This is a genomic window from Photorhabdus sp. P32, from assembly GCF_038085095.1.
In the GTDB taxonomy this organism is placed as follows: Bacteria; Pseudomonadota; Gammaproteobacteria; order Enterobacterales; family Enterobacteriaceae; genus Photorhabdus; species Photorhabdus luminescens.
Window position 1 is genome coordinate 1 of the sequence record NZ_JAZGJN010000285.1, and the last position, 25,804, is coordinate 25,804.

The following is a 25,804-nucleotide window of genomic DNA, read 5'->3' on the forward strand; positions in this document are numbered from 1 at the left end:
TTTATAATGAGTTAATGATTTCTTATTGTTTAAGTATATATAAAAATAGTCACAAATTATCATGCTGTTTTTCATCCGTTAGATAAATATATATAACTGTTATCAATGAGTAATAATTAGTGAATTATGTTTTCTTATTCTTTATTTTGTTTTCACGTTTATTATTGGTTTTAATAATTTATCAATTTTAAATTGAAGCATATGATATTAAAAATATTTAATGAAAAATTTATTTTGGATAAAAATAATTTTATTAATAGCTTATTGAATCCAACAAACAGGTTTTAAATCGTGTGATGACTTATTCCTCTTATGGTCAATATTAACGAAATGATGATAAATATTGTCCTTAATAGTTATTTTTCCCTATTCATAAAGGAGGTAATTAACCTCTTTTTCACGATATTGCTTGCATTTTAACTTTAATATCCTTATTAAAATTGTACGGAAATTATCCGCACAATTTGATGTTGTATTGGGTAATGTGAATTTATGTGTCAAATTAGCCAATTAATTGTGACTAATTTGGCGATTATTATCGTTATTAATCATCGTTAATACTTGCCAGCACATTGCCTGCCTGTTGATAATTGCCTTCTTCTGCATAAATAACGATTTTCCCAGAACGATGTGCGGTGAGTTGCGTTTCCATTTTCATGGCTTCCATGACAGCAATGACATCACCTTGTTTAACTTTATCGCCTTCCTGCACATACCAGGATTGTAAGACGCCGGATATTGGTGCTGAGACAGGATTAGATGCTGTCATTGTCTCCTCAGCTTCACTACCTTTATTCTCAGTGATGGAGTTTTGCCCAGAATCAGGCAATGAAAGCCTTTGTAATAATTCGGCAGGGAGTCCCAATTCATGCCGACGGCCATTAATTTCAATAAAAGTGTGTATTACCTTTTCTGGGTAAGGGTTTTCCTGACGCGGAGATATTTTTATATCATTGATAAAGTCAGTTTCGATCCAGCGTGTATGGACGTTAAATGTGTTATCGGAAATAAAATCAGGATGTTCCAGCACTGCTCGATGAAAAGGCAATACTGATGCAACGCCTTCAATAGTGAATTCCTGTAATGCACGTCGCGCACGGGCAATAGCTTGTTGACGGGTTGCTCCGGTGACAATCAGCTTAGCCATCAGCGAATCAAAGGTGTCAGGAATGGTGGAACCTGCTGCAACGCCAGAATCCAATCTTATGCCTGGGCCGGAAGGGGGAGAAAAGAGCGTCACAGTTCCGGGCGTTGGTAAAAATCCTTTCCCTGCATCTTCGGCGTTAATACGGAACTCAAAAGAATGGCCTAAAGGAATGGGCGTTGAGGTCAATGATAAAGGTTTACCTTCTGCAATCCGAAATTGTTCTATCACAATGTCGATCCCGGTGGTTTCTTCGGTGACGGGATGTTCGACCTGCAAGCGAGTATTGACTTCCAGAAAGGAAATGGCGCCGTCTGCACTGAGTAGAAATTCCACCGTACCGGCTCCGATATAATGGGCTGCGGTACAAATATCTTGTGCCGCTTGATGAATACGCTGGCGCTGATGTTCGGTCAAAAATGGGGCCGGCGCTTCTTCTACCAGTTTTTGGTTACGCCGTTGCAGTGAACAATCACGTGTACCAAGTACCACCACATTGCCGTGTTTATCAGCCAGAATTTGCGCTTCAATATGACGAGGTTTATCCAGGAACTGTTCAATGAAACATTCTCCACGACCAAAGGCCGCGGTTGCTTCACGGACAGCCGAATTGTAGAGTTCGGTGACTTCATCGAGCCGCCATGCCACTTTCATGCCACGTCCGCCACCGCCATATGCTGCTTTGATTGCAATTGGCAGGCCATATTGTTCGGCAAACGCCAGAGCTTCCTCTGCGTTTTTTACCGGTTCTTCTGTGCCTGAAACCTGTGGCGCTCCTACACGTTGGGCAATTTTACGTGCTTTAACTTTGTCACCCAAAATATCAATTGTCTCTGGTTCAGGGCCAACCCAGATCAAGCCTGCATCAATGACTGCACGGGCAAATTCTGCCCGCTCAGCCAGAAAGCCGTATCCGGGATGTACCATGTCGGCGCCTGAACGTTTCGCAATAGCCAATAATTGGGGAATATTAAGATAAGTATCAGCGGGGCTGTTTCCGCCTAAACTATAAGCCTCATCAGCCAATTGTACATGTTGTGCATTGATGTCCGAATCAGCGTAGACGGCGATAGATTGTAAGCCATAATCCCGGCAGGCACGGATGATACGGACGGCGATTTCACCGCGGTTAGCAATCAAAACTTTTTTCGTGTGATGGTTTTTAATATTCATGGTCATTGCGGTACTCATGAGCGGCAATCGCTCTCTTTTATTTCGTGAAATTCAGTGATTGGGTTGAAGCGGATACGGGCATTGACAGGAATTTGTCCCGCAAGATCAAGATGATAGCTGGCAACGGAACCAATGACTGGATAACCGCCGGTCAAAGGATGATCTGCTAAAAACAGCACCGGTTGACCATTGGCGGGAACCTGAATTGCGCCAGTGGCAGTTCCTTCACTCGGTAGCTCTTTATGGTTAAGACGTGATAGTGATGTGTCTCCATATAGACGAATACCGACTCGGTTAGATTGTGGTGTAACCTGCCAAAGTTGGCTTTTTAGCAGGGATAGCGCTTCTGGGGTGAACCAGTCAGTGCGTGGCCCCAGAATGATATCCAGTGTAACGATATCGTCAGTGGTGGGCATATTGAAAGCCGGGCTTTCATCCATTGATACCGCGAAGCCCTGAGTGACAGTCAGGATATCCAAAATATCGCCTATAGCGACTGGTTTGGGGCCAATATGTGCCAGCGTATCGTAAGAGAGGCTGGAGAGAATTGGTTGCTTGGCGAAACCGCCACGTACTGCCAAATAAGAACGTACTCCCGTTTTGGGCATTCCTAGCGCTACTTTATCACCTTCACTCAGATCAACAGGTTGATAGCCATTAACCTGAAACTTGCGGCCAGATGCTGTTTGAACAGTGATTGGGCAATCAGCGCCTGTGACAGCGATAATGACATTGCCATGAGAGATAAAGCTTAACCCTCCTTGAACAATTTCCAGACATGCGTTATCCGAAGGATTACCGACAATACGGTTTGCACTTCTCAGCGCTGTTTTATCTAGCGCTCCGGCTGCGGAAATACCTGAACTTGCCTGCCCTGAACGTCCTAAATCCTGAAAAAGTGTCTGTATTCCAGTGGTTAGGATTTCCAGCGAGGAGTGTTGATCAACTTGGGAAGATAGAATGTCGTCTATGGGCGCAATTGGGTTTTCGGGTTTAGTGATAGCAATTGTTGCGCCTTTGCGTTGATCTCTGAAACGTACCCGGAAACCGGGTTGTAACAGGGAAGAGGGAGAACGAGAGAGATCCCACATGCGCTCTGGCGTGGTGCCGATGATTTGCCATCCTCCGGGACTGGCTTGAGGGTATATCCCACTGAATTCTCCGGCCAGCCCGACGGAACCCGCAGGAATGCGGGTTCTTGGCGTTATCCGGCGAGGGACATGTAAACGATCTGAATCTGTGACTAAATAGGCAAATCCGGGGGCAAATCCGGTAAAAGCAACGGTGTACTCACTTTCTGTATGTCGCTTGATAACTTCTTGGGTGGTGATGCCGAGGATTTCTGCCACATCAGCCAGATCTTCACCTTTGTAATACACCGGAATTTCAACGAGTTTCCCTGTTGTCCTATCCAGTGTATTCAGGTTGCGGCCATTGATTTCTCTGGCAAGTTTGATTGTGGAAACAACATTGGGGCGAAATCGAATCAACAATGTTCTGGCCGCCGGAATAATTTCTTCTATGCCTGTAATAGGGTGGGCGTTAAGTGAATCAAATAACGCCAGCGTTTCATTCAGATCATGAAGCTCGACAATAATGGCATCTAAATTAACAGGTAAAAAACGCACTAGGTACTCCTGAGCATTAAATACTACTTTGCTTAAATAAAGGAGCGTACAGTGATCCCGGCTTGTTGCAGGGTTAGTTTCACCTGACGTGCCATTTCTACCGCATCTGGGCTGTCGCCATGAACACAAATGGAATCCGCCTGAATACGGGTAAAACTGCCATCAATGGCTTCAACTCCCCCTTCGGTCACTAATTGCAACATACGCCGGGCAACGACATTAGCGTCATGAAGCACAGACCCTTTTTCTCGGCGGGAAACTAGCGTGCCTTGTGGCGTGTAAGCTCGGTCAGCAAAGGCTTCCGCAACGGTACGCAAACCTTTTTCTCTCGCCCAATCCAATATTTTTGCGCCGGCTAATCCAACCAGCGCTAAATTGTCATCCACTTCACGAATCGCCGTAATAACGGCAAGGGCTTGGTATTCATCATGGGCAATGGTGTTATACAGCGCACCGTGCGGTTTAACATAACTTACGGTGGTTCCTGCCGCCGCCGCCAAACCTTTCAACGCGCCAATCTGGTAAATAACATCCGCGATCAGCTCATTACTGGAGATCTCCATATTACGGCGACCAAATCCGACAAGATCTGGATAAGACACATGAGCGCCGATCACTACCTGATTTTTATGGGCAGATTTTAAAGTTTGAAGAATCCCGGCGGGATCGCCAGCATGAAATCCACACGCGACATTGGCGCTGGTGACAATACTTAGCATGGCGTTATCGTCGCCCATTTTCCATTGACCAAAGCTTTCGCCAAGATCGCTGTTTAAATCAATAATGTTCATAGTCATGACCCCAATAGAGTGATATTTAAAAAAGGAGTAAAAAATTCAGGATGCTTATCAGTTCTACAGATAGGCAATTTCCGCTGCGCCGATAGATGCTGAATTAATGTGTCGTTCCTCCACCCGCAACCATGTCCTCACGGTTTTTTAGTGCTTGATGAATAGCGATTTTCAGGGCTGTTGTTATTGTTTCCAGAGCCATACTGGGTGTACCAGGGTGTTTCACTGCCTGTTCAGGCAGGTAGGGAATATGGATAAATCCACCGCGTACTTTGGGATAAGTCAGTGCCAGATGATGCAGTAGGCCATACATGACATGGTTGCAGACATAGGTGCCGGCACTTTGTGAAATCGAAGCAGGGATACCTGCGGCTTGCAGGCCACTGACGATCGCTTTAATCGGCAAGGTGGCGAAATAGGCCGCCGGTCCGGTTGTCACGATAGGCGTATCAATGGGTTGATTGCCTTGATTATCGGGAATACGTGCATCGTTGATGTTAATCGCTATGCGTTCCACCGTGATATCTGGCCTGCCGCCTGCTTGTCCCACCGCAATGACCAGTTCAGGTTGTATCTCATCAATGGCTGCGTACAGGTTGGTGAGAGAAGTATTGAATACACATGGTAGTTGGCGCGTTTCAATATGTGCTCCAGAGAGCTGTTGGTTTTGCAATTGCCTGACCGACTCCCACGATGGATTGATGGCTTCACCGTCAAAAGGTTCAAAAGCGGTAATTAGAACGGTTTTCATGGGATCTCTCCTTACAAAAACATCAAAAAATAGAGCAGAAAAACATTGGCAATCAGCAGCGTCGTTCCAGTGGGAATTTGTGCTTTAATGACCGCATTGCGATTTGGTAATTCCAGTAGTGCGGCAGGAACGATATTGAAGTTTGCGGCCATTGGGGTCATCAGTGTACCGCAATAGCCTGAAAACATGCCGATGGCGGCCATGACCGCCGGATTACCGCCATGTTGCAGTACCAGAATGGGAATGCCGATCCCGGCGGTGACAATCGGGAATGCAGCAAAGGCGTTGCCCATTATCATCGTCAATAACGCCATGCCGAGTACGTATGTCGTCACCGCGATCAATCGGTTATCCACAGCCAGATAATGTTCTGTCAGGTGAGAAATTGCGGTACCGACACCTGCTACGGTAAATAATAGCCCTAACGTTGCTAATATCTGTGGCAGGATAAACGCCCAGCCGATAGCATCCAGCAGGCGACGCGCTTCTTGGGTTGATTGAGCTACGCCTTCACGCGTCATTTTTAGTGCAATGCCATATCCGACTAAGCAGCCCACTGTCATGGAAAATAGCGTCACCAGCGTGGCATGATTGCCGGTACCGAACAGTGCCTGTTGTAATCCAGGGGCGTGGTTAAACAGTAATACGCCTATTACGGTGACGATAGGGATTGCCAGTGCGGGAAGAAATAGACGATTACCCAAGCGAGAGGCGCTTTCCTGCCGTTGCTGAGGTGTGCGTTGATGGTAACTACCTAGTCGCACCCCGCCAAAACCTGCCGTCAGCGCCATCAACACAACGATCAGCCCCACACTGATATGCAACATCTTTTGGGCCTCAGCTTCGTTGTCTGCCCATAGTGCTATTAAGCGGTAAGTCCAGTCACCTACTAGAAATACGATGCCATATAGCGCCCAGAACAAGCTGGTGGTCAGACGGCGAGGGTTGGTGCGATCACGCCAGGACATGACTGCTACAGCTAGCAGGATGATGCCAGCTAACCAATAAAGATACTGTTGCTGAAACATTACTCCCCCTTCCTTCGATTTTTGTTCATACCATTCAGTGCTGCCAACTCGGTAGCGATATGGTGATCAAGACGAGACAAGCGGAAAGCGTGGATCAAAAAGGCACAGATAGCGGTAGGAATCCCCCACATAGCGATATGTAGCGGCTCTGTCTGGATGCCGCCAGACTCTAGCATAAAGTTATGCATAAAGATGATTGCGCCAAAGGCGACGAAGATATCTTCACCGAAGAACAGGCCAACATTGTCGGTTGCTGCGGACATGGCCCGCAAGCGATAACGTACATCGTCAGGCAGATCATGATGACGGTTTTCCATCGCCCCCTCGACCATTGGCGCCAGCAATGGCCGCACCATTTGTGGATGTCCTCCTAGACTGGTCAGCCCTAGTGCAGCGGTTATTTCACGAATGAACAGATAGATGATTAGCAAACGCCCGGCGGTTGCTGTTTTAATATTGCTAATCCAGGTTTGAGCTCGTTCTTTTAAGCCGTGCCGTTCTAAAAGGCCGATAGTTGCCAGCGGCAGCAGTAAGATTAGTGGCAAATTTCGAGTATTAAGGAAGCCGGAACCTAGCTTTTCCAGAATCGTTGTGATTGGCATATGTGCTGCCAGCCCGGTAATTATCCCTGCGACAATCACCACCAATACCGGGTTAAACCTAAGTAAAAAACCCACGACAATAACTGCGATGCCAATCAACGGCCATAGATTCACGATCTGTTGCATGTTGTGTCACCCCTGTACATGAAAATAGCTGTTGCCTGCTGTGTTGTCATAGGCTGAATTCCTGTGTGGTAGATAAATTTATATCTAAGCAATATACGTACCATCGTTGGATGATTTGCATTTGTTGTTAAATAATTGTTTTTATATTGTTGAACAATAAATAGAATGAGGCGAAAGAATAGGCAAATGAAATTATTTTTTTATTATAGAAATGAAATGCAGATCACTGTTTACAATAATGATGCTCTATTATGGTGCATTTAATGCACTATCGTGAGGCAATAATCATTCTGGCGTAGAAAACAGTAAGCGGGTTAGATCCCTATGCTTGCTGACAGTAGGTGAATGTGTGAAGATTCCTGCCATCCTTTTATTGCTTTAAGACTGGTAATTCGTGGCTGGATTGGGTCATCATACGCCCTTTCGACTAACCATTATGAAAAAAGATAATTCCGCTCCTAAGATATTAAGTGAAAAAGTAACAGATATTATCCGGCAAAAGCTGATTATTGGAGAGCTATCACCCGGTCAACGACTGTCAGAAACGGTTTTGAGCGAACAGCTTGATATATCGCGTAATACATTACGTGAGGTTTTTCGGATACTGACTCAAGAAGGGTTACTGCGATATGAACCTAACCGTGGTGTTTTCGTCGCCACACCGAGTATTGCTTCCATTATTGATATTTATCGGGTCCGACGGCTCATTGAATGCCAGGCATTAGCGCAATCTTATCCTATGCATCCTGCGGTTGAACACATGCGTAGGGCAATTGAAATGGCGAAACAGTGTCGTGGTATTCAGGACTGGATCGGCGTTGGCACCGCAAATATGGCATTTCATTCCGCTATTGTTGAACTGACTGACAGTGAACGGTTGATAACATTCTATGGGCATATTTCCGCGGAATTGCGTCTGGCTTTTGGTTATCTGAACGATCCTGAACTTTTTTATGCTCCTTATATTGATCAGAATGCCTATATTTTGGCGTTACTTGAGAAAGGTGAACCAGAAAGTGCGGCCTCTGAGTTAAAAAGCTATCTGGAGCAGTCAGAACGTACTGTATTAGCGGCTTATACGCGCAAAAATCGTGCTTAATAAATAAAGATTAAGATAATACCTGCGGCTAGATTGGTAAATTTATTTAAAATTTTTTCATATTTTTCGTTTGTAACGTTATGTTTGTTTGGTGTCTTTCCAGACAAAGGCGATAGTGTTTATAGAGATCAAGGAAGTCAATGATAAGAGAAGCTATATGTGCCTTTTGTGCCATGATATTGATTGATCACGTGGTTATTAAAAACATCATTCATCGTATTTTTGCGGTAAGTCATATTAGTAACATGAGTTACAGGAAAACGTGACTTATAGTCCGTGGTTTGATAAGTAACGCCGTTCGATACTTATCGAATGAAAAAACCTGACACTATAAAATCCATTTTTGGGCAAAGAGTTAGATATATCAGAATAGCATCTGGTATGTCTCAGGAAGCTTTTGCCGATAAATGTGGGCTTGATCGCACTTATATCAGTGGTATTGAACGCGGCGTCAGAAATCCCACGCTTGAAGTTATCAATGTCATCGCAAGTGGTTTACAGATCGAACTAAAAGATCTGTTTGACTTTGATGCAGAGAAAAAGAGTTAGTCGACTTTATTTGGGTATTGAGTTTTTACACCTTCCTGGTATCTCAATGATGTCGCTTTGTACATCAACAAACATACTGTATTTGCTTTCGCTCCGTTTGTATTTATAAGCAACAAATTGCATTTACCAGTTCCTGTTTTCATCAGCAAATGAGCCATATTGTTCAATAAATTGAGCAACTTCTTCCATTCCTTTGCGATTATCTACTTTCCAACTTTCAGCTTTGATTCGTTGAGCTTCTCTGGTCATGATTTCATTAACGAAACCCGAAATGTTTACACCGGCTGAACTTAGGATCAGATAATTTTCTTTATCAACGGTTACGTTAATTCTATGCTTCATAGCACACCTCAAAAACACATTTTAAGTATAAAGTAGATCGGAGCAGCTTATCTTATTGATAAACTGCCCCATTTTTGCTTTACAGCCACTTACTTTATGTACCTAGAAGGCCATATTTCAGCGGGATCGCAATCTAAAGCTTCGGCAATAAGCCGTTGACCTTTAGGCCAGCGGCGTTGCAGGGTATTAGCAAGGGTGGATGATGCTAGCCCTGCCTCTCTTGAAACGGCGGCTAATGATGTGCCGCGTTTTTTCAGCTCGGCGATAATGTCTGCTGGGTGCCAGTCCTGATTTCTCATTATTAATCCTCCGCATTACGGATAGCTTTGATATGAAAAGGTAAGTCGTTACATAGTAGACTATAAGTCACATATGATAACATAACTTGTCGCAAAAAGTGACTCATAGTCCGTGGTCTGATAAGTAACATAATTCGATACTTATCGGATGAAAAAGCCAAATGCTATAAAATTCCTTTTTGGACAAAGAGTTAGGTATTTCAGGCAATCGTCTGGCATGTCTCAGGAAGCTTTTGCCGATAAATGTGGAATCGACCGGACGTATATCAGCGGTATTGAGCGTGGGGTTAGAAATCCTACGCTGGAAATCATCAATATTATTGCGAATGGTTTACAGATTGAGCTAACAGATCTGTTTGATTTCAGCACTAAATCAAAAGGCTAACAGTTGCTTTCCCCTTCATTTCTTAGAAATTTTCTTACTGTTGGAGAGAATTACCGTGCTAACCTTAATAAGGTCGAGCAAATGGGTTGACGGTAACTGGCAAATACGATTAAGGGAATGTCACTGTGAGTAAATTGCATAAAGGCATGAGTCAGGAAGCGTTTGAGAATGGTTATTTTTACGTAACTGAACTTCGGCAGTTTGCTAAATCTTTAGGAATTGCAGCAAGTCACTTAAAAAAGAATGAACTTGAGCTACATATTCGGTCACGGCTATTTGGTTATTCTGGCGATTTGCCTATTGCTATTCCTAATAAAAGGGATCGTGCAGGTCGAGATTTACTCACCCTAAAAAGTTTGGTGATAAATTATGTCAGTGACAAGCAAACGAAAAATTTCTTATTAGAACAGGTGAACCGTCAATATGGACCATTACCAGATAAATCCGGCCAATGGTATTGGCTGAATCATTGGCGTAAGGCGCAAATTATCAATAATAATAAAATTACCTATAGCGATTTGGTCGAGCACTTGGCTTCTTTAAAACAGCAGGAAGGCAGGCTCCCACAGATCCCTTCTGCTCGTTTGAATAATTTTATCAGTGATTTTATTGCTGATCCGGAAAATAAAGGGAAAGGAAAAAAACAGGCGTTGGCAATATGGCAGGCGTTGAAAGAAAAGAATTTACCTAAAACCTATCTTGCTTATAAACAGAATAAATACCAAATTGGGGAGTAAGTTTATTGAGGGAGATATAAGTTCTCCCTCAATAAATGGCTTTATTAAATGGTTATAATTTTCTGGGTGCCATTCCGTTCAATTTTTATTGTCAATTTGCCCGACGGTGTTTCTGACAATTGATTACGAAGATAGGTGATATCCTCAGGAAGGGCTGGTTGACCATTAACTTCCAGCACAATATCACCATTCTTTAATCCAAATTTCTCAATATCTTTGGGGTCGTTGTAAAATATTTCTACTTTGTTATTAAAATAGCGGATTGCAATCGTGCGTAATAATGGACTGTCATAACGGGTGAAATTTTTAGCGTTAAAACAGAGCAGCATTTTATTTGGGATAAACAGATAATCATCAAAACGCGAGAAGAAACTCATACCAAGATTGTAGAGATCATTTTTATTTTCACCAATTCTCAGACGACCTACTGGCAGTTGCTGTAAATAAAAGCCGTCAATCAGATACTCTTTACCACTATCAAGCCCACTCGCGGATGCGTATTTGACACTGGTTCCTTCAGAAATTTTATCTTTATGCTCTTTTTTCAGATATTCAATAAATTCCTGAGAAGCATAGCTGTAATCGGCCCCGGTATCTATATTAAAAACAACATTAGAAACCTGGATTGCGGGAGATCTGCCATAGTTATCACTGTAAGGTTCGCATTGTTGGTAATTTAGGATTGAAGGGGCATGGCGCCATACTGTCAATGTGTGGTTCAGGTTATTTATTTCCCAATTTAGCTGACGAAAAGTGTCAATTCCGAGAATACCATCCAGATCCTGACCAAGGGACTGATTAAAAAGGTTCATATCAATGCCAATCCAGGGATCGGAACCCGGCGCCGTATAATTGCCGAGGGTAATCGCCAGGGGTTGCCATAATGTTAGGTCAGCTTTGTGTAAACGTTTTTCACTGGTTGTAACCAGTCCATCAGACAACATACGGTGGAATGTAACCGGTATTTTTGATTCTGGTGTGATTTGTGTCAACGTTTTTGCCAGCTTATTATCGATGAAGGTATAACTGGCGCCAGTATCCAGCAAGAATTGATATTTTTTACCGGAGATTGTGACAGGAACAATGATCGATGTAGGCTGATGGATGTTCAGCTTAGTAGAAAGGACGGGTTTATTTTCTTCTGGCATATGAATTTTTTCCATATGGCTACAGCCCGTTATCAGTGTCAGCAAGCTGGCGGTAATAATTGCCCGGCAGGCTATCTTTTCCTGTTTTTTCATAATATTAGATTCCTTTTCTAGAGAGTGGAAGATGAAAATCTAGGGGCTGGTGAAACCCAACTTACTAAAACCAAAGGTAAACAATAACATCATTATATTAGTTGATGTGAAATGTAGTGAGTAATTGTTTAATTGCGGTTGAACTATTATTAGTTTCAACGGTAATGTTGATGAAAATATCGTCTATTGATAAATTTGAACGGTAAGAGTTATTAATGGCGATATTGATATAATAATTAATTGGTAATAGATGTAGCATTAAAATATAAATTATCTGGATGTATTTAATTATATAGTGTATATCAATGATAACGATCTAAAATAAAAATCACTATGAATCATTACTATCTTATTTTTAGGTGTAATGTAAAGTTAATAAATATTTATTGGATTTATATTTATATATGGAAATTATTATCCCTGATAAATATCCAGATAACATTAATATAAAAAAGTAACACCTTTGGGCTAAAGGAATATATTTGATTTTATGTCTATATCACTAAAACTCAGCATTGTCGTACCTATTTATAATGGAGAACGATTTTTACCGCAGTTTTTTGTCAATTTATCTCGGCAAAAGCTAACTGATTTTGAGTTAATTTTGGTTGACGATGGTTCTACGGATAATAGTCGCCAGATTATTGAACAATATGCCGAAAAACTCCCAAAGACAGAAATTATCACGCAGAAAAATAAAGGGGTTTCTGTTGCCCGTAATACGGGATTAGCGAAAGCCAAAGGTGATTATGTGGCTTTCCCTGATATTGATGATGTCATTTATCCGGGTATGTATAACCGATTGTTAGAGATTGCTCAGAATAATGATCTGGATATTGCTACTTGCAACGGTCATTATGTTTATGATGATGGTCGGCCGGCTCGAAAGATTTTTCCTTCCGATCGCCTCTCTTCTACCGCAGTTCTGAGTGGACCAGAATGGTTGCAACAAGCACTGAGCTCACGCAAATTCCTGCATGTAACTTGGTTAAATATCTATAAACGGGCTTTTCTGGCAAAACATCATTATCAGTTTGAACCGGGGTTGCATCATCAAGATATTCCGTGGACGACAGAACTGTTGCTGACGGCAAATCGTGTGCAATATATTGATGAATCTTTTTATGATTATCTGATCCACTCTTCTTCGGTGTCCCATGCTCCTGCGGATGATCGTATTAAGGTGAGGACAGCACATCATTATATGAAAATCCTGGAGATGCTTAATGATATTAATCAGCGTTATCCACAGCAAGTTAAGCAAGCGCCGGCGTGTCATTGGCAGATCGCGAAAGAGGGGCTAGGGATTTTGCATACCATTAATGAGATAGAATCCTCGGCGGTAAAACAACAAATGGTTCATGAATTGTTTGGGCGCGGTATTTGGTCAATGATCTGGAAAAATGCCCGTGGGTTTAGATTACGCTGGCGTTTGGCTCGTCGATATCCGCGACTTAGAGCGGCGTTAAAAGCCGTTTAATATTTTGAAAGTAACGGCTTTAATTATCGTTCCCTACCTGCGGTTATTTGCCAGCTTAATCGCAGGTATCGTCGATATTTTTCAACGCATCAATAACCAATTGCCAGAATCGTTGTTGATCGAGTTTAACTGCGACTTGGGTGTGGCCATCTTCAGGTATTGGATGACGGAAATCCGCTACAGTCATGCCCACAGTTAAGGTACCATTTAGTTCAATATTGACGGGGACTTTTTGTGTTGTCATTACTGTAGGATCAATAACATAGGCGACGGCACAAGGATCATGTATTGGAGGGCAATTGAAACCATGCCTCTTCTGATAACTTTGACCATAGTAATCCAGTAGTTCTACGACAAACCGAGACGCTTTATTATTGATGCGTGAAATTGCTTTGGTGATTTCTGATGTGGCTCGCGCTTGATGTGTCAGATCCAGACCGACCATAGTCAGCGGCCATTTTTCATTGAAAACAATATGCGCGGCTTCCGGATCGGTTTTGATATTGAATTCTGCCACTGCGCTTCTGTTAGCAGTGTGATATCCGCCGCCCATTAATACCACTTCTTTTACCCGCTCAACGATCTTCGGCGCTTTACGGACGGCGAGAGCAATATTGGTTAAGCTGCCAACGGGAACCAGTGTCACCGTTTTGGGTGGATGAGACATAATCGTATCAATGATCAGATCCGTCGCGTGGCGAGGATCAAGCGTTCGAGAGTGTTTAGGCAACTTTACGCCGCCCAGACCAGATTCACCGTGAATATCCGATGCCGTTTCGATATCACGGACTAATGGGCGATGACAACCTGCGGCAAAGGGCACGCCGGTAATACCAGCAATATGCGCTATCGCCAACGCATTGTGAGTAACTTTATCCAGTGTCTGATTACCGACAACCGTCGTGACGGCTAATAGTTCAATATTAGGATTACCATGCGCTAATAACATCGCAATGGCGTCATCATGTCCCGGATCGCAATCAAGAATAATTTTTTTGGTGGTCATTTTTACTCCTTGCTAGAGAAAGTGATATAGAAAATGAGGATAATCCAGTTAAAACGTCTATTCCGTGACAAAATCTTAGATCTGGGTGAGTGTTCTCATAAATAATTAGTAAAATGTTTCATAATTGTGATTTGATTAACGTATAAACGATAATTGAGTTGTGCATCCAGTTTGAGTGTGATTTTTATATAGTTTCGCTATGGAATTGGCGGGCTATATCTGCTTCGGATTTATTATTAATTTATGAATAATTGCGAGGGCTTGAATGGATATTCATGTAGATAGATTATCGGCAGTGATTGAGTCGGTGGCAACCAATGAATTTTATCCTAATTTACTGACTTGGCTGGAACAATTTATTGCTTTCGATAACGCTATTGTCTATGCCTTCGAGCAAGGTTTTCCTCCCCGCTGTTTGAGTAAAACCGAGAGGAAAAACAGTGATGCGATAAATCAGATTTATCAACAGGGCGCTTATCTGCAAGATCCTTTCTATCAGGCGCTGATGAATGGTGCTGATACCGATCTATTTACCTTATGGGAACTTATCCCTTCAGGATTTTATCATACTGATTATTATCTGAATTTTTATCGTAAGACCGGTTGGCAGGATGAAACAGGGGTTTTATTGAAGCTCTCTCCTCAAAGACAACTTGGTCTGTTTTTTGGTAAGGAAAATCAGCCATTTTTCATCCAGAAGCAGCATTGGAAAAGCCTGAAAACTGCGTTGGAAATTGTCCGCAGTGTGGCGCGATTGCATGATGAAATGACGCAGCAAGCTCCTGCTGCTGAAATGGTTTATCTGGATACTCAGACTCGTTATGCCTTGACTCCGAGAGAGTGTGAGATTGTGGAGTTAATATTGCAAGGTAAAGGTTCACCACAGATTGCCGAGAAACTTTTTATCAGTACGGGGACGGTAAAAAATCATCGGAAAAATATTTATCAAAAACTACAAATCAGATCACAAGCGGAGCTTTTTAGTCTGTTTATGACGGTTCCCACTCCCGTCCGTTATTTTGCCTGAGTCACAAATGTTAAAACTGTGTTGCAAATATCCCTAAAGGGACATGGTGGTGTGACTCTGCGCTACAGATAATCCGGTGATTATGTTGGATGTTAATTAGGTTATCACATGAACAATCATCTTGATTCATTAACTTATTACGCTGCGACTAAGAAATATGATCTTCGTTTTCCGGCATTACAAGAAGATCTGGATGTCGATGTCGTGATTATTGGTGGTGGATTTTCCGGTATCAATACCGCGCTTGAACTGGCAGAGAAGGGTATCACCAATATTGCAATCTTGGAAAGTCGCTATCTTGGCTATGGCAGCACAGGTCGTAATGGTGGTCAGGTTATGGCGGGTATCGGTCATGATCTGGCGGTGATCAAGCGCCATATTGGCGAGAGAGGGTTGGAAACGATCTTTCAGATCAGCAACTTGGGTGCGGGCATCATTCGTGATCGTATTGCTAAATATAATATTGATGCTGATCTCTGCCGTGGTTATAGCTATCTTGGCATGAATAAGAGACAGGAAAAGACATTACGTAGCTGGTTGCAAGATTTTAAGACGGTTTCTCCTGATGAAGATATTGAGCTTTACACCGGCTCTGATGTGAAAAAGGTGATCGGTTCTGATGTTTATACTTGTGCGTTGAAGCACATGGGGGCCGGGCATGTTCATTCCCTGAACCTGCTGTTAGGAGAGGCAAAAGCTGCGACAGATTTGGGCGTAAAAATCTTTGAGAACAGTGAGGCGCTGAACATTGAATATGGTTCTAGAGTAACGGTTCGTACCGCGATGGGATCGGTTCGCGCCAATAAGATGCTTTGGGCCTGTAACGCCTTTCTTAACAGTGGCCTTGAGCCATATATTTATAGAAAGGTGGTTAACACTTATGCCTTCCAGTTAATGACGGAAGTGTTGTCGGATGACTTAATTGAGAAAATCAGCCCGATTCGCGGTGCATACAGTGATATTCGCCCGGTTATTGATTACTTCCGTGTGACGAAGGAAAACCGTCTCTTGTTCGGTAGTGCAACCCCTTTCATTGAACATATCCCATCTGACTTGAAAGCCTGGAATCGTCACTTGATGCTGAAAGTTTTCCCCTATCTGAAAGACGTGAAGGTTGAACTGGCATGGGGAGGGCCGTTGTGTTGCAGTGCGAATTTGTTCCCACAGATTGGTTCTTTGCCGCAGCACAATAATGTGTTCTATGTGCAGGGCTATTCTGGTTTCGGGGTCACGCCAAGCCATATCGTTTGTAAAGTATTGGCCGAAGGGATGAGCGAAGGATCTGAGCGTTATGATCTGATGAGTTCAATTCCTCATGTAAATATTATTGGCAAAGATAAATTGCGACATTTTATGGTGTCTGCGGGCAAGATTTGGCATCAAACGTCAGGGTTCTGGAAAGGTCGCCGTTAATTTATTGATATCAGTAGTATTCATTGAAAACTCATAAATTATTTTATTTGGAACGAGAACATCATGATTAAATCACTTTTATTGAACAAACCTCTGCCTGAATTATTGGATATTGGTAGCGTAAGCAATCTGGGAGCGACTGTGTTGGAAGGCGAGCCGCAGGCCAGTATAGCAATGGTGTTTGGTGAGCCAACGGATAGCCTGAGTTGTGGGATTTTCGCCTGTACTCGTGGCAAGTTCAGTATGGTGTATCAGTTTGATGAGCATGCAACCGTTACAGAAGGTTCAGTAAAATTGACCGATGTGAAGAGCGGTGAAACCATTGAATATCATCCTGGAGATTCCTGGTTTGCGCCGAAAGGAACTGAAGTGTTGTGGGAAATCACCGTTGACCGTTTTGTGAAGCATTATCTGGCTTGTAAAGGTTAAAAAACACTTATTTGATAGAGGTAAATAATGAGTGATATTAACTTATTACAGTCAGTTACGACCTTTTTGCAGCATAATCATGGACATTATATTAATGGTCAATCAGTCATTGGTCAGGGGGGTGAAACATTTTCTGTCATAAACCCTACTACTGATGAAGTCATTGCAACTGTTAATCAAGGCGGCGCAGCGGAAGTCAATGCTGCTATGCAAGCGGCACAGGCGGCATTTCATGGGGTATGGGCCCAAACTTCGCCGATGGAGCGCGGTCACTGCCTGAATCGTCTGGCAGATCTATTACTGGCGCATCGGGAAGAGTTGGCGCAGTTAGAAACTCTCTGCTCTGGTAAAACCATCCAGTTGTCCCGAATGCTGGAAATTGATTCCTCCGCTCAGTTCCTGCGTTATTTTGCCGGATGGTCAAGTAAGATCAGCGGTGAAACCTTGAATGTCTCCTTGCCCTCTTTTAAAGGTGAGCAATACACGGCATTTACCCGTCGTGAACCAATTGGTGTTGTGGTAGGGATTATTCCGTGGAATTTCTCCATCATGATTGCCATCTGGAAAATGGCGGCTGCCCTGACTTGTGGTTGTACCATTGTATTGAAACCTAGTGAATACACCCCATTGACCATGCTCAGAGTGGCTGAATTAGCTAAAGAAGCGGGTATCCCTGATGGTGTCATTAATGTGATTAATGGTTCTGGTTCGGTGCTGGGTCCTGCACTGATAGGCCACCCGTTATGTGCCAAGGTGACTTTCACCGGATCGGTGCCAACGGGTATTGCTGTTGGTAAATCAGCAATGGAGCAGGGATTGACTCGTGCCACGCTGGAATTGGGTGGTAAAAACGGCGCGGCGTTTTTAGCGGATATGTCTGTTGAAAAAATTGTCGATGGCGTTCTGGAGGCCGGTTATCTCAATCAAGGGCAGATTTGTGCGGCAGCGGAACGTTTCTATATTCCTGCAAGCCATATGGATGATGTGCTGAAATTGTTGTCTGAAAGACTTGCGGCAATGAAAATTGGCTCGCCTCTGGATGAATCAACAGAAATGGGGCCATTGGCAAACAAAGCGCACTATAACAAGATCCTGTCCTTGTTTGAACAAGCTCGTCAAGAAGGCAGTGAGATTGTTTACGGTGGTCATGCTCTGGCCGGACCGGGTTTCTTTGTGGCGCCAACAGCGATTCGTGCTAACAGCCCAGAAGATTCATTGATGAAGGAAGAGACGTTTGGTCCTGTTGGGACTTTCCTCAGCTATAACGATGAGGAAGAGCTGATTGGATTGATGAACAGCACGCCATTTGGTTTAGCGGCGAGTTTGTGGACCAATGATCTCAGCAAAGCCATGCGCATGATCCCGCGTATCGAAGCGGGGACCGTTTGGGTCAATATGCATACATTCCTCGATCCAGCATTACCATTCGGCGGCACTAAATCCTCAGGTATCGGTCGTGAATTCGGTAGCGCTTTTATTGAGCACTATACTGAATTGAAATCCGTGATGGTTCGTTACTGATTTGATATTCGGATCAAAATAAGGAAGGCCCCTTGATTGAAAGGGGCCATTGTCAAACCTAAGGTCATCACTGGCATTTTATCCAGGAGAGGGCTTCTCAGGGCAGCGAGTTGATTATATACTACCCACCACCAGAACTCAATAAGGAAAGGGCCGGATGAATCATGGAGTGGGAAAAACTACAGTTATATTTCTCTACAGCAAGGTTAGCTCGTTACTTACAAGAATCGCAAGGTGATAAACATCAAGCAATCCAGTGTTATATTTTAAATATAAAACTATCTGAATCTTTTGTCCCAGTCTTTTCTGTTATAGAAATAAGTTTAAGGAATAGTTTGAATTATAGTTTACAGAAGTTTTATCAACGCTGTGATTGGTATGAAAGTTGGAAAGGCGATGCCGTTTTCAAAGATCTTTATACTGAAATCATTAACGTAAAGAACAGAATCAGATCTGATGATGTCAATAAGATAATAGCAGAACTAACCTTTGGTTTTTGGACAACATTATTTAATATCAAATATGAAGTATTGTTGTGGAAATCATTGCGATTAGCTTTTCCCTATTGCCCTAAAATGCTTCGTAAAAGAAAAACTATTTCTTCGTCACTAAATAAAATAAGGAGGTTAAGAAATAGAATATTTCACCACGAGCCAGTGTTGTGGTTGAGTCCACCAATAGATGAGTATCATGCCGAATGTTATAAACTACTTAATTGGTTAGTTCCTGATTTATCTTGTTGGGTTAGTCAAATAGATAGGTTCCCTGAGGTTTGGCAGAAAAAGGTTAACTAATAGAGTATGTGAATCCTACTAATCGAAAGTAGAGAAGGTGATAAATACACTGGAAACTTGCTCAGTGTGTTTGGTGGAGCTTGGTGCTTCATATCAGACTGGAAACGTTATGAATAGTTTAAAATGTACAGAAATGTATTATTTATTCAATATATACCCAATGGATTTCAAGATGCATCGCGACGGCAAAGGAGCGAATCCCCGGGAGCATAGAGAACTATGTGACCGGGGTGAGCGAGTGCAGCCAACAAAGAGGCAACTTGAAAGATGACGGGTATATAGTTTTAATATTTGTTGATTACTTTGGTAAGACTAATGGTCGTATTCATTACTTACCTGATGTGGAGGAAACTCGTCCCTTTAAAAGCAACACAATGGTTTATAAAAATATAACTGTTGTAAGTTGCGGATTTATCCTTTGTGATTAATAACGTAACGAGTGCTACGACCACCAGCTCCGGTGCTTTTTAAACAACTTAGCTCAACCAAATGTGCCAAGTGTCTGGTTGCAGTAGCGCGGCTGACCTTCGCCGCCTTTTGATATTGACTGCTGCTAATGCCTTGCTCAAAATTGCCGTCCAGCATACGGTTTAGTACTTTCGTCTGCTCTTCAGTAAGTTGTGTTTGATCTATCCGCCGCCAAAATTTGGCTTTTTGCACAACCTGATTAATTTCTTGCAGTTTGTTTGTTAAGGTCTCATTCAATATTTTCAGAAACCAAACCAACCAGTCAGTAATATCTAAGCCGCCACGCTGAGTGTTTTCAAGAATTTCGTAATACGCCTTACGATGATGGCAAATACTTACCGACATTGCATAGAAACGAATTGAGCGGTTTTCGGCTTGAGCAAGTGCAAGATCGGTTAAAAACCGGGTAATGCGTCCATTTCCGTCTTCTAAAGGGTGGATTGCTACAAACCATAAATGGACAATTGCAGCCCTAATAATGGGATCAAGGCTGGTATCTGTTCGGGATTGATTGAACCACGTTATAAATTGGAGTATTTCGTCAACCACTTTTTCTGGTGGTGGCGCTTCAAGGTGAACCGTTGGTTTATCCAAACGGCCGGATACGACTTCTGTCATCCCTGCGCGTAATTTACCTCCTTGTATCGGATTGAACATGGCATAGCCTGCGGGGAATATTAACTGATGCCACTTGAGTATACGTTCAAGAGTTAAATCGGAGTGGCTATTTTCTATCACATCAAGGGCGACCTCTGTAATGCCGTCACTCTTTTCTACGATTGGATAAGGTTTTTCTTCCGTAATGCCTAACCTGTTTGCCAATGACGAACGTATCGAAGCCGCATTCAATCTTTCGCCTTCAATTTCGCTTGAATAGAGTATGCTTGGTGTCTTCGTAGTCCGATTTGCCTAATAACAATCCTCGGTTGAAATGCACATCTCGCAGTAATGGTGCAATAGTGTCGGCATTCCAATGCAGTTCAGGCCAGTTTGGTTGTTCCCATATCCACATCTGCGTCACCTATGAGTCAAATAGGGTTTCTATTCTACTCACCAAATGAGGCGAATAGTAATGTTATTTGGCTCAATCTGGGTCTTTCACCTTGTACTTTTGCCAACATTGGGCGAATCACAAATGCCGAGTAATAAACCCGCTGGAAACCAGTTCAGTGCGATTAGTCACTTTGGTTTTGGCAAAGATATTACGCAAGTGAGTTTTAACAGTAGATAGGGAAATATTAAGTATCTGTGCAATACGTTTGTTACTTGATCCTTCTCTTATTAAATTAATAATTTCTTGTTCTTTAGCGGTCAGAATAGTGGGTGTTTCAGGAAGCAAGTCTCTGACAGCTAATTCAATTAATGGCAAAATAGCACTGAGGCGGTTAAAGTCTTTTGGTGTAAATAGGGTATCTCGTAATAAAGAGACGCCGGCAATAATTCGGTTGTGTTGACGGATAAATATTTCGGCAATGTCCTGTATATTATTTGGCTGCATAAATTCATGGTAATATTTATTATGTTCAGTAAGTGTTTTCTGATCCATACCAACCATATTAATATCATCTTGTTGATAATTAGCTGGTTTTAATGGGTCTAAATGCTGAAAATAAGCCAGATAATTCTGGTGGGTTTCGTCTGAAATGCCGTACAAAATGTAATTTTCGGGGCGTAATTCATTATTCACCAGATAGAATGCTGCGGCTGAGATGGGAACCAGATGTGCAATGGTATTTAAGCAACTATAGATTAAAGCATTTTCACGGTTATTCGGTAGTACAGTAGACAAGAAAGTTCTCCCTTTAGAATAATATCTAACTGGATAAATCGATACTAAGAATTAATCAAATGCTAATTAAAATGCCGAATTAACACAAAATAAACATATTAATAACGTGATATAGATTACAATAAATGAAATTTCTCAACGTGATGATCATCTGCTAAGAACAGATGTTTTGGTATATATCTGAAATAATTTCTTAATGTATTAACTAAGCGATTTTATTTTTATTGATTGATATTTAAGTAATTATTTTTTCTTTTTTCTGTATTCTGGTATTTTTCGTTACACTTTTTCAGTTATTAATCCCTCTTTAGGTATCGTTCTTTAGGACGATGGTCGGTATTCCGTCTCACTTTCTATAGTGTATTTATCCTCAATAAAATTTACAAAAAATTCACAAATGAATAGTTGTAAGCGTTATTTTTACGACCAGATGTAAGAGGGAAAATAAATGAAGATGTCAACACGACTGACTTCGCATATTGAAAAGGGAGTGGTGGGGTTTCCTACCGCACTGGCAAGTTCTGTCGGGGTGATCATGGCAAGCCCGGTTATTCTGACCGTAACCAGTGGTTTTGGGATTGGCGGTGATACTTTCGTACTGGCAATGCTGATCAGTTTTATCATGATGCAGGCCCAGGTGACGACGTTTGCTGAGGCGGCAGCTATTTTGCCTACCTCCGGTTCTGTCTATGACTATATCTCTTGTGGCATGGGGCGATTCTGGGCGATTACCGGCGCGCTCTCGGCTTATTTGATTGTCCATATTTTTGCGGGTACAGCAGAAACTATCCTCTCCGGAGTTATGGCATTAGTGAATTTTGACAGCCTTAATACGATGGTGGAAAGTCATAACGCTTCATGGATGGTTGGCGTTGGGTTAGTGATTACGTTTGGATTACTTAACGCGTTGGGTATTGAAGCGTTCGGTAAAGTTGAAATTGTGCTGACATTCTGCATGTGGAGTACCTTGGTTATTTTCAGTATTTGCGGATTATTAATGCCGTTTGCTGTGCCGCTGGAGAGTTGGTTTGGCGAGGAGCTTAATCTGAGCGAGCCCTTGGCGGTGCTGAGTCTGGTCGGTATGGCGATGTTTATGTTTGTCGGCTGTGAACTGGTGACGCCAATGGCGCCGGAAATTAAAAATTCTGCCAAAGTTCTGCCGCGAGCAATGATAACGGGCCTGTGTGGAGTGGCTGTCTGTATGGGGCTATATGGCGCGTCAATCAGCCATCAGGTAGAAAATGTGCTGGTGGATGTGGAGAATAACGTTCGCTTGCTGGAAACGCCAATGGCCATTCCTGCTTTTGCCGGTCAGGTGATGGGGGATTTTGGTAAATATTGGATTGGTATTGGGTTATTACTGGCGGGAGCGGCAACAATTAATACCCTGATGGCGGCGGTACCGCGTATTCTCTATGGTATGGCATTGGATGGCGCATTACCGCGTATTTTTGCTTATCTACATCCGCGCTTTAAAACGCCAATCTTTGGGATTTTGGTCGCGGTAATGATCCCCTGTTTACATACTTTTATTATTCAAGGCGATTTGAGCCGGATTATGCCTTTGGTATTAGCTGCGGTATGTGCCTGGTGCGTTGCTTATTTACTGGTGACGTGTTCCGTGATATTGCTGCGTATCCGCAGACCTGATTTACATCGTGCTTATAAATCGCCCTTTTTCCCGTTACCTCAAATTATCTCTAGTGTAGGGATTATTTTGGCGATCATTCACATTACACCTCCGGGAATGGAGCCCGGTGATGTGTATATTCCATTCGCCATTATGTTGGGTTTGACCGCCAGCTATGCCCTGTTTTGGACGCTTTGCGTACAACGGGTGAATCCGTTTAAACCCGTACCCGTTGAACAGGTACTTTCGCATACTTTTACTAAGGGTGAATTGCCGGAGGCGCAACTTGAGCCACTTCGTTCCCTTCATTGATGGTATTTGGCGGCGGTTGAATAAACCCCGCTCTCCTGTCGGTTATCAGGCAGGTATAACGTTAAATCGTCTGGAACAGAATTTGTCGCCTTACTGTTGTGAGCGCTTATCAGCAGAAAGTTTGCAGGTGACGTTACCTGATGGATTGCAGATTGAGGTTTATGAAAAGCCGAAGGCGTTATTTCTGGCCTATATTGTCAGTTGTTGTTTTCGTTTGCAGGGAATAACTTCACTCAAGGAAAGAATCGTTATTAGAGCCAAGGTAAAGGGAATATTTCGGCGAAAGACTGTGACTTATTACTGTTGTCATGGTGCAGAATTTGGGCAACAGATTATTGATTTACTTAATCAGTATCCATTAATTGGCGAAACGTTAGCAGAGCTGGATTTTCGGGATCTCGTTTTGAATATTCATCAGGGGCAATGGCAATTTGAGGTAGAACATTTTGCCGCTTCTGAGGTTGTTAGCCGATTGCCGGCCAGTCGTCGTTATTTGCGTTTGACTTCTGAGCAGCGTTATTTGTTGCTCAGTACCTTACTGATGTTTAAGCAACTCATGGAAAAGATCTAATATTTTACAGCGCGAGATGTCGTTTGTTTGCTAGTAAAAGTGTCGTATGTTTGCTACGCTTATCGAGCATGATTTCTGGAGAGTCCCTCATGATTATTAAAGAACGTATTCAGGCGCGTTTGAAGCGATCAAAACGTTATGTGTTCATCCGTGACGACTTTAAAGATATTGCTGGTTACGATCAGGTAGGAAGGATACTGCGTAGTTTGGTCAAAGAAGGTCAATTGCTGAAAGTGGGATACGGTGTTTACACCAAGGCTCGAAAAAACAGTATTACTGGGAAAATAATGCCTGCTTCTCCGGGAGGTTCTGATGCGGTTATTCTTGAAGCACTAGAGCGTTTAAAGGTGAAATACCGTTTGGATGGAGCTTCTGCTGCTTATACTGGCGGTAAATCAACACAGATTCCCGCTTATACCCAAATCAAAACCACACTCCGTTTCAAACGAGTGCTATCGGTGGGGAACAGCCGGTTAAATGGATGATTTATCAGGTTTATTCGCAGATGTTGCTGATGTGCTAGGTATCGGTGCTGTTTCTATTGTAGAAAAAGATTACTATATTGTTGAACTGCTTCGTCTGCTACAGCCTTTAGCGTTTGATACCCATAAACTAGTATTTGCTGGTGGAACAGCGTTGGCAAAAGCCGGAATTTCGCTTGACCGGATGTCGGAAGATGTGGATATCAAACTGGTTCCACAGCCTGAATTTTTGGTGGGTGTTCAGTACTCTCGATCTCAGCGTAAAAATATCAGAAAGGATATTGTTCAGACGATATCAGCGACTATTGTAGCATCTGGTTTTTTGGGGATTGATGATAACAACCCGAAGATCACACGGGATGAATATCGCTACAATGATATTTCGGTCCGCTATCCCCAACGTGTTGTACAGGCTCCCTACCTAAGGCCATTTATCAAACTGGAGTTGATAGAGTCTGATTTGCTGCAAGCGGCAGAACAGCGCGATATTCGTTCATTTGTCACGCAACTAACAGGAAAAGGTCAGGCGGTTGAAGCATTCCCTTGCACGACGATTATCAGCACTCAAGCTGAAAAGCTGATAGCTATGCTGAGACGGACTGCTGCGTTTATGCGTAATATTGATAGAAAAGATGACGAGTCACTGGTTCGTCATCTGCATGATAACTACTGCATTGTGAATGCAATAGGAACGGATATCCGTCAACTTGCTGGTTTTGTACAACAAACTATTGAACAGGATATTCAGCGTTATGGCCGCCAGTATCCTCAGTTTCAGATTTCGCCGATTGATGAGCTGAGAGCTGGGTTGGAAGAGTTGGGAAGTAATCCTATCTATCAGCAACGTTATCAACAACTTGTGATCCCGATGGTCTTTGAGCATAGTAGAATACCTTGGGCAGAAGCTTACGATTGTTTCCGGCAGACGGCTTTATCTGCTCTGAATGAGCTGAACTAAATTGTCTGATTGATGAACGCATTTACACA

25 protein-coding genes and 2 pseudogenes are annotated in these 25,804 nt (G+C 42.7%); 14 read left to right on the forward strand and 13 right to left on the reverse strand.

Translation table 11 applies throughout. From position 1 onward, the window contains the following. Positions 1-544: 544 nt before the first annotated feature. The 6 genes from V2H77_RS17630 to V2H77_RS17655 form a co-directional block, all read right to left on the reverse strand. A complete protein-coding gene (locus V2H77_RS17630; RefSeq protein ID WP_341499835.1) occupies positions 545-2,323 on the reverse strand; it encodes an acetyl/propionyl/methylcrotonyl-CoA carboxylase subunit alpha in 1,779 nt (592 codons plus the stop codon). A gap of 8 nt (positions 2,324-2,331) precedes the next feature. After that, positions 2,332-3,945: a 5-oxoprolinase subunit B/C family protein gene (locus V2H77_RS17635; RefSeq protein ID WP_341499836.1), complete on the reverse strand. Its 1,614-nt coding sequence runs from the start codon at positions 3,943-3,945 to the stop codon at positions 2,332-2,334. Between the two features lie 32 nt (positions 3,946-3,977). Continuing rightward, positions 3,978-4,736, reverse strand: a complete 759-nt coding sequence (locus V2H77_RS17640; protein ID WP_341499837.1) for a LamB/YcsF family protein — start codon at positions 4,734-4,736, stop codon at positions 3,978-3,980. A 103-nt stretch (positions 4,737-4,839) separates the two neighbouring features. Next, the gene (pcp, locus tag V2H77_RS17645) at positions 4,840-5,487 is read right to left on the reverse strand and encodes a pyroglutamyl-peptidase I (RefSeq protein WP_341499838.1); all 648 of its coding nucleotides are present in this window, start codon (positions 5,485-5,487) and stop codon (positions 4,840-4,842) included. Positions 5,488-5,498: 11 nt separating this feature from the next. Then, positions 5,499-6,515, reverse strand: a complete 1,017-nt coding sequence (locus tag V2H77_RS17650; RefSeq protein ID WP_341499839.1) for a DUF979 domain-containing protein — start codon at positions 6,513-6,515, stop codon at positions 5,499-5,501. Next, positions 6,515-7,243 (reverse strand): DUF969 domain-containing protein, encoded by a 729-nt coding sequence (locus V2H77_RS17655; RefSeq protein ID WP_341499840.1) that lies wholly within the window; start codon positions 7,241-7,243, stop codon positions 6,515-6,517. The genes V2H77_RS17650 and V2H77_RS17655 overlap by 1 nt, the downstream gene beginning before the upstream one ends. 436 nt (positions 7,244-7,679) lie before the next feature. On the opposite strand from V2H77_RS17655, the gene V2H77_RS17660 reads away from it, so the two are divergent. After that, positions 7,680-8,342, forward strand: a complete 663-nt coding sequence (locus V2H77_RS17660) for a GntR family transcriptional regulator (RefSeq protein ID WP_341499841.1) — start codon at positions 7,680-7,682, stop codon at positions 8,340-8,342. 312 nt (positions 8,343-8,654) lie between these two features. Continuing rightward, positions 8,655-8,891, forward strand: coding sequence for a cell morphology transcriptional regulator XreR1 (gene xreR1, locus V2H77_RS17665; RefSeq protein WP_074525094.1), 237 nt, complete (start codon positions 8,655-8,657; stop codon positions 8,889-8,891). 30 nt (positions 8,892-8,921) lie between these two features. On the opposite strand, the pseudogene V2H77_RS17670 reads toward xreR1 (V2H77_RS17665), so the two are convergent. From V2H77_RS17670 to xreR2, 3 genes and pseudogenes are all read right to left on the reverse strand, one after another. Continuing rightward, a pseudogene (locus V2H77_RS17670) lies at positions 8,922-9,014 on the reverse strand (CcdB family protein); the annotation flags it as partial. Beyond that, positions 9,015-9,233 carry a type II toxin-antitoxin system antitoxin CcdA gene (gene ccdA, locus V2H77_RS17675; protein WP_265378909.1) on the reverse strand — a complete coding sequence of 73 codons (219 nt, stop codon included), beginning with the start codon at positions 9,231-9,233 and terminating at the stop codon, positions 9,015-9,017. It abuts the pseudogene before it with no gap. 89 nt (positions 9,234-9,322) lie between these two features. After that, on the reverse strand, positions 9,323-9,532 hold the full coding sequence (xreR2, locus tag V2H77_RS17680; RefSeq protein WP_341499842.1) for a cell morphology transcriptional regulator XreR2: 210 nt from the start codon (positions 9,530-9,532) through the stop codon (positions 9,323-9,325). 148 nt (positions 9,533-9,680) lie between these two features. Here xreR2 and xreR1 (V2H77_RS17685) point away from each other — a divergent pair, with 148 nt between their 5' ends. Both xreR1 (V2H77_RS17685) and V2H77_RS17690 read left to right on the forward strand, forming a co-directional pair. Beyond that, positions 9,681-9,917: a cell morphology transcriptional regulator XreR1 gene (gene xreR1 / locus V2H77_RS17685; RefSeq protein ID WP_265378911.1), complete on the forward strand. Its 237-nt coding sequence runs from the start codon at positions 9,681-9,683 to the stop codon at positions 9,915-9,917. Between the two features lie 125 nt (positions 9,918-10,042). Continuing rightward, the gene (locus tag V2H77_RS17690) at positions 10,043-10,654 is read left to right on the forward strand and encodes a hypothetical protein (protein WP_341499843.1); all 612 of its coding nucleotides are present in this window, start codon (positions 10,043-10,045) and stop codon (positions 10,652-10,654) included. 44 nt (positions 10,655-10,698) lie between these two features. Here V2H77_RS17690 and V2H77_RS17695 read toward each other — a convergent pair whose 3' ends face one another. Continuing rightward, on the reverse strand, positions 10,699-11,895 hold the full coding sequence (locus V2H77_RS17695; protein WP_341499844.1) for an aspartyl protease family protein: 1,197 nt from the start codon (positions 11,893-11,895) through the stop codon (positions 10,699-10,701). Between the two features lie 490 nt (positions 11,896-12,385). On the opposite strand from V2H77_RS17695, the gene V2H77_RS17700 reads away from it, so the two are divergent. Further along, positions 12,386-13,375, forward strand: coding sequence for a glycosyltransferase (locus V2H77_RS17700; protein ID WP_341499845.1), 990 nt, complete (start codon positions 12,386-12,388; stop codon positions 13,373-13,375). A gap of 55 nt (positions 13,376-13,430) precedes the next feature. Here the strand turns inward: V2H77_RS17700 and uriH are convergent, their stop codons facing one another. After that, positions 13,431-14,381, reverse strand: a complete 951-nt coding sequence (gene uriH, locus V2H77_RS17705) for a uridine-preferring nucleoside hydrolase UriH (protein WP_341499846.1) — start codon at positions 14,379-14,381, stop codon at positions 13,431-13,433. A gap of 265 nt (positions 14,382-14,646) precedes the next feature. Between uriH and V2H77_RS17710 the strand changes: the two genes are divergently transcribed. The 5 genes from V2H77_RS17710 (at position 14,647) to V2H77_RS17730 (ending at position 19,565) form a co-directional block, all read left to right on the forward strand. Beyond that, entirely contained in the window at positions 14,647-15,408 is a 762-nt protein-coding gene (locus V2H77_RS17710; RefSeq protein ID WP_341499848.1) for a response regulator transcription factor, read from the forward strand. Between the two features lie 108 nt (positions 15,409-15,516). Further along, positions 15,517-16,821 carry an NAD(P)/FAD-dependent oxidoreductase gene (locus V2H77_RS17715; protein ID WP_341499849.1) on the forward strand — a complete coding sequence of 435 codons (1,305 nt, stop codon included), beginning with the start codon at positions 15,517-15,519 and terminating at the stop codon, positions 16,819-16,821. A 63-nt stretch (positions 16,822-16,884) separates the two neighbouring features. After that, positions 16,885-17,250 carry a cupin domain-containing protein gene (locus V2H77_RS17720; RefSeq protein ID WP_341499851.1) on the forward strand — a complete coding sequence of 122 codons (366 nt, stop codon included), beginning with the start codon at positions 16,885-16,887 and terminating at the stop codon, positions 17,248-17,250. 27 nt (positions 17,251-17,277) lie between these two features. Then, a complete protein-coding gene (locus V2H77_RS17725) occupies positions 17,278-18,771 on the forward strand; it encodes an aldehyde dehydrogenase family protein (RefSeq protein WP_341499852.1) in 1,494 nt (497 codons plus the stop codon). 164 nt (positions 18,772-18,935) lie between these two features. Then, on the forward strand, positions 18,936-19,565 hold the full coding sequence (locus tag V2H77_RS17730; protein ID WP_265378919.1) for a hypothetical protein: 630 nt from the start codon (positions 18,936-18,938) through the stop codon (positions 19,563-19,565). 411 nt (positions 19,566-19,976) lie between these two features. On the opposite strand, the pseudogene V2H77_RS17735 reads toward V2H77_RS17730, so the two are convergent. Both V2H77_RS17735 and V2H77_RS17740 read right to left on the reverse strand, forming a co-directional pair. Then, a pseudogene (locus V2H77_RS17735) lies at positions 19,977-21,045 on the reverse strand (Fic family protein). A 117-nt stretch (positions 21,046-21,162) separates the two neighbouring features. Then, positions 21,163-21,822, reverse strand: a complete 660-nt coding sequence (locus V2H77_RS17740; RefSeq protein ID WP_341499853.1) for a response regulator transcription factor — start codon at positions 21,820-21,822, stop codon at positions 21,163-21,165. Positions 21,823-22,270: 448 nt separating this feature from the next. Between V2H77_RS17740 and V2H77_RS17745 the strand changes: the two genes are divergently transcribed. From V2H77_RS17745 to V2H77_RS17760, 4 genes are all read left to right on the forward strand, one after another. Then, a complete protein-coding gene (locus tag V2H77_RS17745; protein WP_341499854.1) occupies positions 22,271-23,764 on the forward strand; it encodes an APC family permease in 1,494 nt (497 codons plus the stop codon). Further along, a complete protein-coding gene (locus tag V2H77_RS17750; protein ID WP_341499855.1) occupies positions 23,739-24,335 on the forward strand; it encodes a DUF3156 family protein in 597 nt (198 codons plus the stop codon). The genes V2H77_RS17745 and V2H77_RS17750 overlap by 26 nt, the downstream gene beginning before the upstream one ends. A gap of 89 nt (positions 24,336-24,424) precedes the next feature. Beyond that, positions 24,425-24,820, forward strand: coding sequence for a DUF6088 family protein (locus V2H77_RS17755; RefSeq protein ID WP_265378923.1), 396 nt, complete (start codon positions 24,425-24,427; stop codon positions 24,818-24,820). Next, a complete protein-coding gene (locus V2H77_RS17760; protein WP_341499856.1) occupies positions 24,813-25,775 on the forward strand; it encodes a nucleotidyl transferase AbiEii/AbiGii toxin family protein in 963 nt (320 codons plus the stop codon). The genes V2H77_RS17755 and V2H77_RS17760 overlap by 8 nt, the downstream gene beginning before the upstream one ends. The last annotated feature ends 29 nt before the right edge of the window (positions 25,776-25,804 follow it).